At 65.3% G+C, this 14,417-nt stretch carries 16 protein-coding genes and 1 tRNA gene (1 of these 17 cut by a window edge); 11 read left to right on the top strand and 6 right to left on the bottom strand.

The window, feature by feature from the left end; translation table 11 throughout:
- The first annotated feature begins 45 nt into the window (after positions 1–45).
- Entirely contained in the window at positions 46–384 is a 339-nt protein-coding gene (locus ACQR1Y_RS32205; RefSeq protein ID WP_434879630.1) for a hypothetical protein, read from the top strand.
- Between the two features lie 177 nt (positions 385–561).
- Here the strand turns inward: ACQR1Y_RS32205 and ACQR1Y_RS32200 are convergent.
- Positions 562–638, bottom strand: a tRNA-Met gene (locus ACQR1Y_RS32200).
- 486 nt (positions 639–1,124) lie between these two features.
- Here ACQR1Y_RS32200 and ACQR1Y_RS32195 point away from each other — a divergent pair.
- Positions 1,125–2,558, top strand: coding sequence for a coniferyl aldehyde dehydrogenase (locus tag ACQR1Y_RS32195; protein ID WP_434879583.1), 1,434 nt, complete (start codon positions 1,125–1,127; stop codon positions 2,556–2,558).
- Between the two features lie 151 nt (positions 2,559–2,709).
- Positions 2,710–4,311 carry a GMC family oxidoreductase gene (locus ACQR1Y_RS32190; RefSeq protein WP_434879584.1) on the top strand — a complete coding sequence of 534 codons (1,602 nt, stop codon included), beginning with the start codon at positions 2,710–2,712 and terminating at the stop codon, positions 4,309–4,311.
- Here the strand turns inward: ACQR1Y_RS32190 and ACQR1Y_RS32185 are convergent.
- Positions 4,308–5,069: an SDR family NAD(P)-dependent oxidoreductase gene (locus tag ACQR1Y_RS32185; RefSeq protein ID WP_434879585.1), complete on the bottom strand. Its 762-nt coding sequence runs from the start codon at positions 5,067–5,069 to the stop codon at positions 4,308–4,310. The genes ACQR1Y_RS32190 and ACQR1Y_RS32185 overlap by 4 nt on opposite strands.
- Positions 5,070–5,182: 113 nt before the next feature.
- Between ACQR1Y_RS32185 and ACQR1Y_RS32180 the strand changes: the two genes are divergently transcribed.
- Both ACQR1Y_RS32180 and ACQR1Y_RS32175 read left to right on the top strand, forming a co-directional pair.
- Positions 5,183–5,698: a CvpA family protein gene (locus ACQR1Y_RS32180; protein WP_434879586.1), complete on the top strand. Its 516-nt coding sequence runs from the start codon at positions 5,183–5,185 to the stop codon at positions 5,696–5,698.
- Between the two features lie 109 nt (positions 5,699–5,807).
- Complete coding sequence (locus tag ACQR1Y_RS32175) at positions 5,808–6,590, top strand: SDR family oxidoreductase (RefSeq protein ID WP_434879587.1); 783 nt, start codon at positions 5,808–5,810, stop codon at positions 6,588–6,590.
- A gap of 256 nt (positions 6,591–6,846) precedes the next feature.
- Here ACQR1Y_RS32175 and ACQR1Y_RS32170 read toward each other — a convergent pair whose 3' ends face one another.
- Positions 6,847–7,302 carry a DUF3775 domain-containing protein gene (locus tag ACQR1Y_RS32170; RefSeq protein WP_434879588.1) on the bottom strand — a complete coding sequence of 152 codons (456 nt, stop codon included), beginning with the start codon at positions 7,300–7,302 and terminating at the stop codon, positions 6,847–6,849.
- Positions 7,303–7,417: 115 nt separating this feature from the next.
- Between ACQR1Y_RS32170 and ACQR1Y_RS32165 the strand changes: the two genes are divergently transcribed.
- From ACQR1Y_RS32165 to ACQR1Y_RS32150, 4 genes are all read left to right on the top strand, one after another.
- Complete coding sequence (locus ACQR1Y_RS32165; RefSeq protein WP_434879589.1) at positions 7,418–8,281, top strand: MBL fold metallo-hydrolase; 864 nt, start codon at positions 7,418–7,420, stop codon at positions 8,279–8,281.
- Between the two features lie 78 nt (positions 8,282–8,359).
- Positions 8,360–9,202 carry a fumarylacetoacetate hydrolase family protein gene (locus ACQR1Y_RS32160; protein ID WP_434879590.1) on the top strand — a complete coding sequence of 281 codons (843 nt, stop codon included), beginning with the start codon at positions 8,360–8,362 and terminating at the stop codon, positions 9,200–9,202.
- Between the two features lie 163 nt (positions 9,203–9,365).
- The gene (locus ACQR1Y_RS32155) at positions 9,366–9,980 is read left to right on the top strand and encodes a glutathione S-transferase family protein (RefSeq protein ID WP_434859901.1); all 615 of its coding nucleotides are present in this window, start codon (positions 9,366–9,368) and stop codon (positions 9,978–9,980) included.
- A 22-nt stretch (positions 9,981–10,002) separates the two neighbouring features.
- On the top strand, positions 10,003–10,866 hold the full coding sequence (locus tag ACQR1Y_RS32150; protein ID WP_434879591.1) for an MBL fold metallo-hydrolase: 864 nt from the start codon (positions 10,003–10,005) through the stop codon (positions 10,864–10,866).
- 3 nt (positions 10,867–10,869) lie between these two features.
- On the opposite strand, the gene ACQR1Y_RS32145 is transcribed toward ACQR1Y_RS32150, so the two are convergent.
- Positions 10,870–11,202: a DHCW motif cupin fold protein gene (locus ACQR1Y_RS32145; RefSeq protein WP_315722021.1), complete on the bottom strand. Its 333-nt coding sequence runs from the start codon at positions 11,200–11,202 to the stop codon at positions 10,870–10,872.
- Between the two features lie 91 nt (positions 11,203–11,293).
- Positions 11,294–11,836, bottom strand: a complete 543-nt coding sequence (locus ACQR1Y_RS32140; protein WP_434879592.1) for a methylated-DNA--[protein]-cysteine S-methyltransferase — start codon at positions 11,834–11,836, stop codon at positions 11,294–11,296.
- A 174-nt stretch (positions 11,837–12,010) separates the two neighbouring features.
- Between ACQR1Y_RS32140 and ACQR1Y_RS32135 the strand changes: the two genes are divergently transcribed.
- Together ACQR1Y_RS32135 and ACQR1Y_RS32130 are read left to right on the top strand one after the other, a co-directional pair.
- A complete protein-coding gene (locus ACQR1Y_RS32135) occupies positions 12,011–12,811 on the top strand; it encodes a phytanoyl-CoA dioxygenase family protein (protein WP_434879593.1) in 801 nt (266 codons plus the stop codon).
- A 125-nt stretch (positions 12,812–12,936) separates the two neighbouring features.
- Complete coding sequence (locus ACQR1Y_RS32130) at positions 12,937–14,241, top strand: NAD(P)H-dependent oxidoreductase (protein WP_434879594.1); 1,305 nt, start codon at positions 12,937–12,939, stop codon at positions 14,239–14,241.
- 76 nt (positions 14,242–14,317) lie between these two features.
- On the opposite strand, the gene ACQR1Y_RS32125 is transcribed toward ACQR1Y_RS32130, so the two are convergent.
- On the bottom strand, positions 14,318–14,417 hold the end of the coding sequence (locus tag ACQR1Y_RS32125) for a hypothetical protein (RefSeq protein WP_434879595.1). Its footprint extends 494 nt past the window's final position; only the last 100 of its 594 coding nucleotides appear in the window; the start codon falls outside the window, past its right edge; the stop codon is at positions 14,318–14,320.

The raw sequence follows: 14,417 nt of genomic DNA, 5'->3' as shown, positions 1-14,417 counted from the left end.
GCCCGCCGCACAATACGGCGGGCTCTGATCATCTGATCAAGCGTATTGGCCGCGACCGGCATCGCAGATCCGTCAGGAGGATGTCAGACGATCGTCACGTCCCCGCTATCGAGGCTCCGCATCGTTGCGCGGCCGCTTCCCTGCAAGCGGCCGCGCAACCGAGATCTTGGGGGATCTTGCACATGCAATTTCGATTATCCTCAACAGCAGCGGCTGGAGAATTTCGTCCGCGTCGAAACGTTCGACGACAACCAGGGCAACGACAACAACGATGTACGCTGGCTCGAGGTCACCGTCGATCCGCGCAGCCGCGACGTATTCTCCTACCAGCCTGTTACGGTGCCCGTGAACCGCACTGCGGTGCCGGCGCCGACCAGGTACTGATAACGCTTTGCCCAGCGTCCAAGAAAAGACTGACGGCGCATGCGTTGGCGCGAACAGCGACCAACCCGACATGCGTCTACTTCGGCGGACCGGACCTCAAGACGCTGTTCGTTACGACGGCAAAAGGACGCACAAAAACAAAACTCCCGCAGCCGGTCGGCTACGGGAGTTCAGTCTTGGTTGCGGGGATAGGATTTGAACCTATGACCTTCAGGTTATGAGCCTGACGAGCTACCGGGCTGCTCCACCCCGCGTTAACTTGTGCACGCCTTCAGGGAATTGCCGGGTGCTCCTGGCTGACGCGTCTGAGCGTCGCCGAGTTCATCCCAAAGCTTCCTGAGAAGGCTTGAGCCCGTCGGCCGTGCCGGCCATCGGGTGCGGGCGGTATGTACCAATGCGAGGCGGGTTTGGAAAGGCCTTTTCGGAAGTTTTTTTGCCGGATTGTGACACCGGCGACTCCTCCGCCTGCCGTTCAGAAATTCTAGTTTAATCAATGAATTAGAAGCTTGGCTCAGAAACGTCAGCGATCTCTGGCGGGCGCGCTGGCGCAAACGTCATGGACAACGGCATGGCCGCCTGCGGGACACGGGGAATCGGCGGCAGGCTACCGCCGCATCCGTCCGGCCCTTAGACAGCATCCGCGGCCTCGCCGCGCTTGCCATTGGTTCCGCAACGCGGCAGCTTCGATGCGACCAGAATGACGGCCGGAACGCGGCCGCAGGACATGCGAGGAGACGTCGATGGACCACTCCCTGAAGACCCCCCCGGTCACCGCGCTCGACGACGCATTCCACGCCATGATCGAGGCCTCGCGCAACGCGCCACCCCCTGATCTGGCCGCGCGGCAGGCGAGCCTGACGCGGTTGCGGACCATGCTCGCCGGCAACGAGAAGCGCCTCGAGCAGGCGATCTCGGACGATTTCGGCCATCGCTGCGCGGTCGAGACCACCATCGCCGAGACGCTGTTCCTGCAGACCGAGCTGAAGCACACGCTGAAGATGCTGCCGCGCTGGATGGCCCCGCGGCGAATCGCCACCTCATTGCAGTTCTTTCCCGCGCGCAATCGCCTGCTGCCGCAGCCGCTCGGCGTCGTCGGCATCATCGCGCCCTGGAACTATCCGCTGCAACTGACGCTCGCGCCGGCGATCGGAGCTCTCGCCGCCGGCAACCGCGTCTTGATCAAGCCGAGCGAGCTCACGCCCCGGTTCTCGGCGCTGCTGAAGGAGCTGATCGCCGCGACCTTCGCCGCGACGGAGCTGTCCGTCACCGGGATCGAGGACGGTGTAGCACAGGCCTTCGCGGCGCTGCCGTTCGATCATTTGGTGTTCACCGGCTCGACCCGCGTCGGCCGCATCGTCGCCGAGGCCGCCGGACGCAACCTCACCCCTGTCACGCTCGAGCTCGGCGGCAAGTCGCCGACCATCGTCGACGTCTCGGCGGATCTCGACGAGGCCGCCGAGCGCATCGCCTATGCGAAGCTGCTCAACGCCGGACAGACCTGCATCGCACCGGACTATGTCTTCGTGCCGGAGCCGCAGCGCGACGCCTTCGCCGGCAAGCTCCATCGCCACATGATGCAGATGTTCGGCACCAACCCCGCCAATGGCGACTACACGTCGATCATCTCCGACCGGCACTATGCCCGACTGGAAGGCCTGCTGCGCGATGCGATCGCACGCGGCGCCAAGCCGCTGAGCACGACCAGCCCGGAAGACCCCGCCTGGAAGAAGCTGCGGAAGTTTCCGCCAACGGTCGTGGTCGGCGCGACCGCCGAGATGGCGATCATGCAGGAGGAAATCTTCGGCCCCCTGCTGCCGATCCTGACCTATCGCGACGCCGACGAGGTGATCCGCTCCATCAACGCCCACGACCGGCCGCTGGCGCTGTACTGGTTCGGCCGCGACGAGACCGCCCGCGACCAGGTGCTAGCGCGCACCGTGTCCGGCGGCGTCACCATCAACGATTGCCTCTTGCATTTCGCGCAGATGAACCAGCCCATGGGCGGCGTCGGCGCCTCCGGCATCGGCCACTATCACGGCGAATGGGGCTTCAACAGCTTCAGTAAGCTGAAGCCGGTGTTCTACCGCTCGCCCTTCAACCGCATGAAGGATCTCTATCCGCCCTATGGCGCCAGCATCGCACGGATCGAGAAGCTGCTGCGGTTTCTGAGCTGATCAAGGCCCCGTCATTCCGGGGCGCGCGCAGCGCGAACCCGGAATCTGGAGATGATCGAAACTCAAACATCGAGATTCCGGGTTCGCCGCGCAGCGCGCGGCGCCCCGGAATGACGGCCAAAAAAGCAAAAACATCAGGGAGAAAACGCGCGTGGCGGAGGAAGTCGATTTCATCGTCGTGGGTGGCGGCAGTGGCGGAGCGACCGTCGCGGGGCGTCTGTCGGAAGATCCGGGCACGTCGGTGATGCTGCTCGATGCCGGCGGACGCAACGACAACTGGATCGTCACTACGCCGTACATGCTGTTCCTGATGGTGGCAGGTACCGTCAACAACTGGGCGTTCACGACGGTGCCGCAGAAGGGTCTCAACGGCCGCGTCGGCTATCAGCCGCGCGGCCGCGGGCTCGGCGGCTCCTCCGCGATCAACGCCATGGTCTATATCCGTGGCCATCGCGCCGACTACGACCGATGGGCCGCGCTCGGCAATCCCGGCTGGTCGTATGACGACGTGCTGCCCTATTTCAGACGCGCCGAGAACAATGCCGAGTTCAATGGCGAATATCATGGCCAATCCGGACCGCTGCCGGTCAACCGGCTGCGCACCGGAAATCCCGTGCACGAGATCTTCCTTCAGGCGGCGCGCGAGGCGCAGTTTCCGATCCGCGAGGACTTCAACGCGGAAACCCAGGAAGGTCTCGGCCTCTACCAGGTCACCCAGCAGAACGGCGAGCGCTGGAGCGCGGCGCGCGCCTATATCCAGCCTCATCTCGGCCGCCGCAATCTGCGCGTCGAGACCTCAGCGCATGCCTCGATGATCCTGTTCGACGGCCAGCGCGCGGTCGGCGTGAAGTATCGGCAGGGCAAGGAGGTCAAGGAGATCCGCTGCCGCCGCGAGGTGATCCTCGCTTCCGGCGCATTCCAGACGCCGCAACTGCTGATGCTCTCCGGCGTCGGCGATGCGACGGCACTCGCCAAACACGGCATTGCCAGCGTTCATCATCTGCCCGGTGTCGGCCAGAACCTGCAGGACCATCCCGACTTCATCTTCGCCTACACCTCCGACAACCCGAACTTCTCGTCGCTGTCGCCAAAAGGCATCCGCAGGCTGCTGGCGGGAATCGGCCAGTACCGGCGCGAACGGCGCGGCGTGCTGACATCGAATTTCGCTGAATGCGGCGGCTTCCTGAAGAGCGATCCCAACCTCGACATCCCCGACATCCAGCTGCATTTCGGCATGGCCGTCACCGACGACCACGGCCGCAAGCGTCACGGCAACGGCTTCTCCTGTCACTTCTGTCTGCTGCGGCCGAAGAGCCGGGGCACCGTGTCGTTGAAAACAGCGGATCCGCTCGCGCCGCCACTGATCGATCCAAACTTCCTCGGCGAAGAGGAGGACGTCGAGACGATGGTGGCCGGATACAAGACCACGCGGCGGCTGATGGAGACACCGGCGATGCGCGGCCTTGCCACACGCGATCTGTTCACCTCGGACGTCAGAACCGACGACGATATCCGCGCCGTCCTGCGTGACCGCGTCGACACCGTCTATCACCCCGTCGGCACCTGCAAGATGGGCGTGGATGATCCGCTCGCCGTCGTCGATCCTCAGCTCCGCGTGCACGGGCTTTCGGGCTTGCGCATCGTCGATGCCTCGATCATGCCGACCTTGATCGGGGGCAACACCAACGCGCCGACGATCATGATCGGCGAGAAGGCTGCGGACATGATCCGGGGCGAGATGCGCGCCAATTAGGTCAGCAGGAAGCCGCCATCCACGGTCACCACGCTGCCGGTCATGTAGCGCGACGCGTTCGAGGCCAGCAGCATGATGGCGCCGTCGAGGTCGCTCTCATGACCGATGCGCCGCTGCGGGATGCGCTTGATCAGCTTCTCGCCGGCCGGCGTCTCCCAGACGGCGCGGTTGATGTCGGTGTCGATATAGCCCGGCGCCAGCGCATTGACGCGAATGTTGTTGGCGGCGAGTTCCAGCGCCAGCGCCTTGGTGGCCTGCACCACGCCGGCCTTGGAGATCGCATAGGGCGAGACGAACTTGACGACGCTGAAGCCGAGCACCGAGGCGATATTGATGATGTTGCCCGGCGCCTTCCGCGCGATCATGCGGCGCGCGACTTCGGTCGCGGCGAAATAGGCGCCCTTCAGATTGGCGCCGATCACCGCGTCCCAATCGGCCTCGCTCTGCTCGACCGCGAGCTTCTCCGCCGCGATGCCGGCATTGTTGATCAGCACGGTGACCGGCCCGAGCCCAGCCTCGGCGGCATCCAGCGCCTTGGCGATGGAGGCATTGCTGGTCACGTCCATCTCGACCGCGGCGGCGCGGCCGCCCTTGGCCTTGATCTCCTCCTCCAGCGCCTTGAGCTTGCCGGTCTGGCGTGCCGCCAGCGCAACGGCCGCGCCATGGGCCGACAGCACGCGCGCGAACTGCCGGCCAAGTCCCTGGCTCGCGCCGGTGATCAGGATCACCTCGCGGCTGACGTCGAACAGGTTGGACATGCAGAGATCCCTCGCGTTTCCCTCGTTTCGTTGCCGCGATTGATACAGACGATTTGACGGAGCGAGAAGGCGAATTGTTTACGGGGCCGCCCTACAACCCAAGCATATCCATCATGAATATGTTCGACCTCGCCGCTTGTATCGCCCTGGTGATTGCCGTCTACAGCGGCTTCTCGACCGGCCTCTTGCGCAGCGCGATCACGATCCTCGCCTATCTCCTGGCGATGCCGTTGGCGATGGGGGTGGTGGCCGCGATGAGCCCGCAATTGCAGGACGTGCGCGGTCTCCCATTGGCCCAGGGCTGGCTGCAGTTCTTCGCGGCGTTCGTGGTCATCGGTGCGGCTCTGGGCAAGATCGGACGCATCCTGCTCGACGAGACGATCGGTCCCGAAGCCGGCTTCGGCGACCGGCTCGGCGGCGCCCTGCTCGGCGCCATCCGCGTCGCGATGGTCGCCACCACGCTCGTGCTGGTATTCGACAGAATCGTTCCGGTCGAACGCCAGCCGCGCTTTCTGGAAGGCTCCCGGCTGCGGCCGATCCTGTCGCTCGCAGGTGCAAAAGGCTTCCGCTCGCTGCCGCCTGAAGTCGCCGGCCTGATCGACCGGCTCAAGCAGGAACGCCGCATCTGAGCGCGTCGAGCCATGCAATTCGGCACAGGCCGGCTGCTCTTATCAGCGGCGGTCCGGGCGGCTAGAATGCGCGCATCATCCAGCCACTGACATATCGGAGTGATCAATCGTGGATCTCGGGATCAAGGGCCGCCGCGCCATCGTCTGCGCCTCCAGCAAGGGATTGGGCCGCGCCTGCGCCATCACGCTCGCCAATGAGGGCGTGCATGTCACGATTACCGCGCGCGGCGCCGAGGCGCTGGCCAAGACAGCGGCCGAGATTCGCGCTGCCAATCCCGGCATCACCGTGACCGAAGTGGCGGGCGACATCACCACGCCCGAGGGCCGCGCCGCCGTGCTCGCGGCCTGCCCGGATCCGGACATCCTGATCAACAATGCCGGCGGGCCGCCGCCCGGCGATTTCCGCAACTGGACCCGCGACGACTGGATCAAGGCGATCGACGCCAACATGCTGACGCCGATCGAACTGATCAAGGCGACCGTGGACGGCATGATGGCGCGCAAGTTCGGCCGCATCGTCAACATCACCTCGGCCGCGGTGAAGGCGCCGATCGACATTCTCGGCCTGTCCAACGGCGCCCGCGCCGGCCTGACCGGCTTCGTCGCCGGCCTGTCGCGCAAGACCGTGATCAACAACGTCACGATCAACGCGCTGCTGCCGGGCCCGTTCGAGACCGACCGGCTGCGTTCGACGGCGAAGGGCGAAGCCGAGAAGCGCGGTGTCACGCCGGAGCAGATCCTGGCCGACCGCGCCAAGACCAACCCCGCCGGCCGCTTCGGCGATCCCGAAGAGTTCGGCGTGGCCTGCGCGTTCCTCTGCGCCGCCAAGTCCGGCTACATCACGGGACAGAACATCCTGCTGGATGGTGGTGCGTTCCCGGGCACGCTGTAAGCCCAGCGTCTGCTGTCGCTGACTTTTGGGCGCGGCGATCGCTGCGAGTCTACCTCGCCCCGCTTGCGGGGAGAGGTCGGATTGCATCGAAGATGCAATCCGGGTGAGGGGGTACAGGTCCAACGGCAAACACTCCCGGCGCGTATGCCCTTCTCACACTTCCCGTGCGGCTGCCCCTCACCCCAACCCTCTCCCCGTGAAGAACGGGAAGAGGGAGCGCACCGACCGCGCGGAAATCAGCCGGGCTCGAAGACAACTACTGCTTCGTGATCTCGTCCTCATCGCGCTGGCTCGGGCTCGACGAATCCGCCGTCGTTCGCCCTTCCGTCCAGTCGATGCTGAACGCGTCCAGGCCCTCCGCGAGCAGATCGCCGAGCATCGGCTCGCCCAGCAGATAGCGCGCGGTGTGGCGGTCGCGCTGGCCGGCGGCTTCGCGGCGCAGATCGTCCCATTCGTCGATATCGCCGTCGCCGCGGCCGAGCCGCATCAGGGCAACCAGATCGGTCTGCTCGTCTTCGGTCATGGCGTTGATGAAGCCGGTGATCTCGCGCACGACGGGATCGTCACCGCTGTCCTGCAGCACGTCGATCATGTCGTCGTCGGCGGCATTCGAGCCGGAATCGTCGGCGGTCGCCTGCTCCTTGACGTCGAACTCGCGGGCCTTCTCGATCAGGAAGGCGACCTTCTCGGGTGATATCGTCAGCTCGGGCATGACCCTCTCCTCGTGGATTGGTCACGACAACGCTTGTTCCCGAAACTCGATCCATTGCGCTGGAACGTCCGACACGGCATCGTCGCGCGCTATAAGAACAAACGAGGAAGCGCGTATGCAGTGGACGGTCGGCAGGGTCAGGATCACCAAATTCACCGAGCTGGAGACGGTGGGCGGCACCCGCTTCATCCTGCCGCAGGCGACGCCCGAGGCGATCCGCGAGCTCTCCTGGCTCAGCCCCGATTTCGCCACCGCCGAAGGCAGGCTGAAGATGTCGATCCACAGCCTGGTGCTGGAGACCCCGAGCAAGCGCATCGTCGTCGACACCGGCCTCGGCAACGACAAGCAGGGGCGCAGCGTGCCGGTGTGGAATGCCCGCTCGACGCCCTTCCTGGAGACGATGAGCGCAGCCGGATTTCCGCCTGACAGCATGGACATGGTGATCTGCACGCATCTCCACGTCGATCATGTCGGCTGGAATACGCGCCTCGTCGACGGCCGTTGGATTCCCACCTTTCCGAACGCCCGCTACATCTTCGGCCGCACTGAATATGAGCACTGGCGCGACCACAGCGCGGCAGCCGACGAGACCGCGACCTTCGCGGATTCCGTACAGCCGATCGTGGACGCCGGCAGGGCCGAGCTGGTGGCCAGCGATGCCGGGATCAGCGACGAGATCACGCTGATCCCGACGCCCGGCCACAGCCCCGGGCACGTCAGCCTGCACATCCGCTCCGATGGTGCGCAGGCACTGCTGAGCGGCGACGTCGCGCACCATCCCTGCCAGATGGCGCATCTGGAGTGGAGCTCGACGGTCGATTCCGATCCGGCGCAGGCGGCGGCCACGCGGCGGGCGCTGTTCTCCCGTTTCGCCGACACCGGCACGCTGGTGATCGGCGGCCATTTCGACGCCGGCCACATCCGCCGCGACGGGGCCGCCTTCCGCTTCGAAGCAGTGCCGGGCGGCGGCAGCGCATAGCCCGCGAGGTTGAATTTCGCCCCGCCATGCTTCATGACAGGGCTCTGGAATACCAAGGATCTGAGGGAGAGAAACCAAATGAAGCTCGTTCGCTACGGCGACAAAGGCGCGGAAAAGCCGGGCCTGATCGATGCATCCGGCCAGCTGCGCGACCTGTCGGCCCATGTGAAGGACCTCGATGGCGCCGCCTACGCGCCGGAGTCGCTGAAGAAGCTCGCCGCGATCGACCCGGCCTCCCTGCCAGCGGTGTCCGGCAAGCCGCGGCTGGGCGCGCCCGTCACCGGCATCTCCAAGTTCGTGGCGATCGGCCTCAACTACTCCGATCATGCCAAGGAGACCGGCAACCCGATCCCGGCCGAGCCGATCTTCTTCCTCAAGGCCAACACCGCGCTGTGCGGCCCTTATGACCAGGTCGAGAAGCCGCGCGGCTCGACCAAGCTCGACTGGGAGGTCGAGATCGCCGCGATCATCGGCACCCGCGCCAAGTATGTGTCCGAGGCCGATGCGCTGAACCACGTCGCCGGCTACGCGATCTGCAACGACGTCTCCGAGCGCAATTTCCAGATCGAGCGCCTGGGCCAGTGGACCAAGGGCAAGTCGCACGACACCTTCGGGCCGGTCGGCCCGTGGCTCGTCACCAAGGACGAAATTCCGGACGTGCAGAACCTGTCGATGTGGCTCGACGTCAACGGCCAGCGCCGCCAGACCGGCTCGACGGCGACGATGATCTTCTCGATGGCCAAGTGCATTTCCTACGTCTCGCAGTTCATGACCCTGCTGCCGGGCGACATCGTCACGACAGGCACGCCTCCCGGCGTCGGCATGGGCATGAAGCCGCCGACCTTCCTCAACGTCGGCGATGTCGTCACCCTCGGCATCGAGCGCCTCGGCGAGCAGCGCCAGGAGATCATCGAGGCTTAAACGTCAATCTCCGTCATTGCGAGCGAAGCGACGTGTCCGCCGAAGCTCGAAGAGCGAAGGCGGAAGCAATCCAGGGCGTCACACGCGGCTCTGGATTGCTTCGTCGCTTCGCTCCTCGCAATGAGGGACAAACAATCCGCAGCGAGCCAACAGGAATGCCTCGATGAAACTCACCTTCTCGCCCGCCTCGCCGTTCGCCCGCAAGGTGCGCATCGCCGCCATCGAGCTCGGCCTGATCGACAAGATCGAGTTCACGCCCGCCGCTGTCATGCCCGGCCAGGCCAACGACGAGTACATGAAGATCACGCCGCTGAAGAAGCTGCCGGTGCTGATCCTCGACAATGGCGACGTCATCCTGGATTCCTACGTCATCGTCGAATATCTCGACGAGCTCGCCGGCGGCAACAAGCTCATCCCGGCCTCCGGCCCGTCGCGCTGGAAGGTCAAGAGCGAGCATTCCATGCTGCAGGGCATGCTCGATTCCATGCTGCTGTGCCGCTACGAGGCGATGGTGCGGCCCGAGGGCACGCGCTGGCAGGCCTGGTCCGACGATCATTGGAACAGGGCGTGGATGGGCATGGCGCGCTTCAATGCGCAGCCCGACCTGCTGACGCGTCCGTTCGATATCGTCTCGATCGGTCTCGTCTGCGTGCTCGGCTATGCCGATTTCCGCTTCGCCGATTGCGGCTGGCGCAAGGCCTATCCGGCGCTCGACGCCTTTCATCAGAAGATGCTGGAGCGCGAGTCGGTGAAGATCTCGGTGCCGCCTGCGGCGTGATTGTCTGAAAGAAAGCGCCGCGATGCTGACGTTCTCGGTTGCCGACACGACCATCCATCGCATCATCGAGCAGGAGACCACCTTCCTGCCAGCGCGCGAGATGTTTCCGGATCTGACGCCGGAGATGCTGGCAGCCGAGCGCGGCGCTCTGCAAACGGCCAACGCACTCGACGCGCAGGACACCCTGATCCTGTGCTTCCAGTCCTACGTGGTGAAGACGCCTCACCACACCATCCTGATCGACAGCTGCATCGGCAACGACAAGCCGCGCGCGCGGCCGGTCTGGAACATGAAGACCGACGATACCTACATGCGCGCGCTCGCCGCGGCCGGCATCTCCGTCGACGACATCGATGTGGTGATGTGCACCCATCTCCATACCGACCACGTCGGCTGGAACACGCGGCTCGACAATGGCCGCTGGGTGCCGACCTTTCCCAAAGCGCGGTACGTGTTTGCGCAAGCCGAATACGACTATTGGCTTGCGCAAAATGCCAAGACCGAGGTGCCGGCCTTCGCCGACAGCGTGCTGCCGGTGGTCGAGGCGCAGCGGGCCGACATCGTCAGCGACGCGTTTGCGATTGGCGATCATGTCCGGCTACTGCCGACCCCGGGGCACACGCCCGGCCATATCGCGGTCGCCGTCGGCAAGGGCCAGGACGACGCGGTGTTTGCGGGCGACCTGATCCACACGCCGCTGCAGTTCGCCTATCCCGAGCTGTCACCGAAGTTCGACGTCGATCCCGCGCAGGCCGCAGTGACGCGGCGCGCTTTTCTCGATCGCTATTGCGACACGCCGACGCTGTGCTGCACGGCGCACTTCCCCTCTCCTTCGGTCGGCCGCATCACGCGCAAGGGCAACGGCTTCGCCTGCGAAGCCGTTTAGCCCTCAATCGACGATAAAGAGCTTTGCGCCGGTCGCGGTGAACGACCGGTGTGCGGCATCGCCGAAATCCGAAACCTGGTAGCTCATTCCCGCCGACAGCGTGAACTTGCGCCCGTCCTTGAGCTCGCTTTCGAGCTCGCCTTCCAGCACCAGCAGGATGTGGCCGCGATCGCACCAATGATCGGCCAGATAGCCGGGCGTATATTCGACCTGGCGTACCCTGATGTCGCCGATCATCAGTGTCCGCCAATACGCCTTGCCCTGCTCGCCCGGATGCTCGGTGACGGGAACGGCGGACCAGTCGGTGACGGTGAAGGGCAGCGTCGGGATTTTCATCGGCGGCTCGTTGCAGGATCAGGCGAAGACAAGCTGCCTCATGGCATAGAACGCCCCGCGCGTGAGATCAAACAGCCTGACGGGCGGCCCATCAATCGAACAGGCTCGGCGTGTAGTTCACCGCGGCCCCCTCGATCGCCAGCATCTTCAGCTTGGTGTCGACGCCGCCATTGGCGGAGAAGCCGCCGGGCTTGTTGCCGGCGGCGAGCACGCGATGGCAGGGCACGACGATCGGGCACGGGTTGCGTCCGAGCGCCTGGCCGACCTCACGCGACAGCTCGACTCCGCCGAGCTGCCTGGCGATGTCGCCATAGGTCAGCGTCTGCCCCGGCGGGATGCGGCGGGCGATGTCGTAGACGCCGCGCTGGAACGCGCTGACGCCGTCGAGATCGAGGTCGATGTCGCTGAGATCATCCGGCTGGCCCGCCAGCAGCGCCTTGATGCGTCCGATGACGCGCTGCACATGCTGCGGCGGCTCAGCCTCGGCGATCCCGGCATGGCGTTGCTGCATCCGCGTCCGGATCTGGACGGCGCCGCCCATCGGCAACTGGAGCGCGTTGATGCCGCGTGGCCCCCAGGCGATCGCGCAGGTGCCGATCGCGGTTTCAAACATGGCGTAGCTCTGGTCTGACATGGCGGGCTCCATCGTCGCGCTGCCCCGTATCATCTGCCGATCAAACTAGGCTTGGAGAATGTTGCGATCCACCCGGATTCTGCCAATGTCGACAGGTGCGTATACGAAGCCCGCGGAGACCGGCCGGCGCAAGATCGGACGTCTCGAACGAGGAAAACAACAAGGGAGAACGCCATGAAGCTGACGCCGGAACAGGTCGCATTCTTCAACCGCGAGGGCTGGCTGTTCCTGCCCGAGCTGTTCAGCCCGGAGGAGACCGCCTTCCTCGCCCGAGAGGCGGAGGCGATCTATGCGGCCGACAGGCCCGAGGTCTGGCGCGAGAAGAGCGGTGTGCCGCGCACCGCGTTCGCGGCGCATCTCTACAATGACGCGTTCCGCGTGCTGGCGGCGCATCCCCGCATGATCGAGCCGATCGAGCAGATTTTTGGCGAGAAGCTCTACATGCATCAGTTCAAGATCAACGCCAAATCGGCGTTCACCGGCGATGTCTGGCAATGGCACCAGGACTACGGCACCTGGAAGCGCGACGATGGCATGCCGGAGCCGCGCGCGATGAACATCGCGATCTTTCTCGACGAGGTGATGCCGATCAACGGTCCGCTGATGCTGGTGCCGAAGAGCCAGCACGCCGGCGATCTCGAGGCCTCGCACGATCTTGCCACGACCTCCTATCCGCTGTGGACGCTCGACGAGGCGACGGTCACCCGCCTGGTCGCCGAGGGCGGCATCGTCGCGCCGATCGGCAAGCCCGGCGGCATGCTGATGTTCCACGGCAATCTGGTGCATGGCTCCGCCGGCAACATCACCCCCTATCCGCGCAAGATCGTGTACCTGACGCTGAACGCCGTCTCGAACCACATCCGCACGCCGACCAGGCCGGAATACATCGCGCACCGCGACTTCAGGCCGATCGAAACGCTGCCGGATGATACGTTGCTGCAACTCGCGCGAGCGCATCGCGAGGCGGCGGAGTAACACTCCCTCCGTCATTCCGGGGCATCGCGCAGCGATGAGCCCGGATCCATAACCACCATCGTGAGTATGGATTCCGGGCTCGTGCTCCGCACGCCCCGGAATGACGACAACTGATAAGGTCGCCCATGAACCTCCACGCTCTCCTCCAGGCCCGCGCCGCCTCCGGCAAGCCCGTCCGCGTCGCGCTGATTGGCGCCGGCAAGTTCGGCTCGATGTTTCTGTCACAAGTGCCGCATGTCGCGGGCCTCGAGGTGCCGGTCATCGTCGATCTCGATCCCGAGCGCGCCCGCGACGCCTGCCGCACGGTCGGCTGGCCCACCGAGCTGATCGAACGCACGACATTCAGCGTCGATGGCGCGAAAGCGCTGGCCGACACCATCGAGGTCGTCGTCGAAGCGACCGGCAGCCCGGCCGCGGGCATCCGCCATGCGCGCGCGGCGATCAGGGCCGGCAAGCACATCGTGATGGTCAATGTCGAGGCCGACGTGCTGGCGGGACCGCTGCTCGCGGACGAGGCCCGCAAAGCGGGCGTCGTCTATTCGCTCGCCTATGGCGACCAGCCGGCGCTGACGGCCGAGCTCGTCGACTGGGCGCGCGCGACCGGCTTTCACGTCGTCGCCGCCGGCAAGGGCACGAAGTATCTGCCTGCCTATCACGATGTGACGCCCGACGGCGTCTGGCAGCACTACGGGCTGACCGCGGGCGAAGCGCAGTCCGCAGGCATGAATCCGCAGATGTTCAACTCCTTCCTCGACGGCACCAAGTCGGCGATCGAGATGGCGGCGATCGCCAATGCGACCGGGCTCGACGTCCCGTCGGACGGCCTGCTGTTTCCGCCTTGCGGCGTCGATGACCTGCCGCATGTGCTGCGGCCGCGCGAGCGCGGCGGCGTGCTCGAGCGATCGGGCATGGTCGAGGTGGTGTCATCGCTCGAGCGTGACGGCCGCCCGGTGTTTCGCGATCTGCGCTGGGGCGTCTATGTCGTGCTGGAAGCGCCGAACGACTATGCTGCCGACTGCTTCCGTCAGTACGGCTTGAAGACCGACGCCAGCGGCCGCTATGCCGCGATGTACAAGCCTTATCATCTGATCGGGCTGGAGCTGAACGTGTCGGTGCTGTCGGCGGCGCTGCGGCGTGAGCCGACGGGACAGCCGCTCGGCTTCCGCGGCGATGTCGTCGCCGTCGCCAAGAAGCAGCTCCGCGCCGGCGAGATGCTCGATGGCGAAGGTGGCTATACGGTCTGGGGCAAGGTGCTGCCGGCCGCATCGAGCCTCGCAATCGGCGCGCTGCCGATCGGTCTTGCGCATCGGGTGAAGGTCATCAACGACGTCGCCCATGGTGCGGTGGTCCGCTGGAGCGACGTCGCGGTGGACGCATCGGACGAGACCGTCGCGGTTCGCAAGACGATGGAGGCGGCGTTCGTCCGCTGAGCGCTGTGCCTCCACATGCACAATAAAAAAGCCCCGACCGGTGGTCGGGGCTTTGTTGTCCTGATGGGTCAGAGTCTCAATTGTCGTCCTCGCCGAAGGCGGCGGCCAGCTTGTCGTAATATTTCACGACGAGGTCGATGTTGCCCTTGTTCTCGACCTCCGGCGGTTTCGCCTTG

It is taken from the genome of Bradyrhizobium sp. HKCCYLRH3099 (genome assembly GCF_051167855.1).
GTDB lineage: Bacteria > Pseudomonadota > Alphaproteobacteria > Rhizobiales > Xanthobacteraceae > Bradyrhizobium.
The sequence above is the reverse complement of the archived record's forward strand: the minus strand, read 5'-3'. Positions and strand labels throughout refer to the sequence as shown.

Excerpts from the sequence above, each read along its gene's own strand:
- ACQR1Y_RS32195 (WP_434879583.1), top strand. The coding sequence starts at position 1,125 with ATGGACCACTCCCTGAAGACCCCCCCGGTCACCGCGCTCGACGACGCA.
- ACQR1Y_RS32135 (WP_434879593.1), top strand. The coding sequence starts at position 12,011 with ATGAAGCTGACGCCGGAACAGGTCGCATTCTTCAACCGCGAGGGCTGG.
- ACQR1Y_RS32180 (WP_434879586.1), top strand. The coding sequence starts at position 5,183 with ATGAATATGTTCGACCTCGCCGCTTGTATCGCCCTGGTGATTGCCGTC.
- ACQR1Y_RS32150 (WP_434879591.1), top strand. The coding sequence starts at position 10,003 with ATGCTGACGTTCTCGGTTGCCGACACGACCATCCATCGCATCATCGAG.
- ACQR1Y_RS32145 (WP_315722021.1), bottom strand. The coding sequence starts at position 11,202 with ATGAAAATCCCGACGCTGCCCTTCACCGTCACCGACTGGTCCGCCGTT.
- ACQR1Y_RS32130 (WP_434879594.1), top strand. The coding sequence starts at position 12,937 with ATGAACCTCCACGCTCTCCTCCAGGCCCGCGCCGCCTCCGGCAAGCCC.
- ACQR1Y_RS32165 (WP_434879589.1), top strand. The coding sequence starts at position 7,418 with ATGCAGTGGACGGTCGGCAGGGTCAGGATCACCAAATTCACCGAGCTG.
- ACQR1Y_RS32170 (WP_434879588.1), bottom strand. The coding sequence starts at position 7,302 with ATGCCCGAGCTGACGATATCACCCGAGAAGGTCGCCTTCCTGATCGAG.
- ACQR1Y_RS32160 (WP_434879590.1), top strand. The coding sequence starts at position 8,360 with ATGAAGCTCGTTCGCTACGGCGACAAAGGCGCGGAAAAGCCGGGCCTG.
- ACQR1Y_RS32140 (WP_434879592.1), bottom strand. The coding sequence starts at position 11,836 with ATGTCAGACCAGAGCTACGCCATGTTTGAAACCGCGATCGGCACCTGC.
- ACQR1Y_RS32185 (WP_434879585.1), bottom strand. The coding sequence starts at position 5,069 with ATGTCCAACCTGTTCGACGTCAGCCGCGAGGTGATCCTGATCACCGGC.
- ACQR1Y_RS32155 (WP_434859901.1), top strand. The coding sequence starts at position 9,366 with ATGAAACTCACCTTCTCGCCCGCCTCGCCGTTCGCCCGCAAGGTGCGC.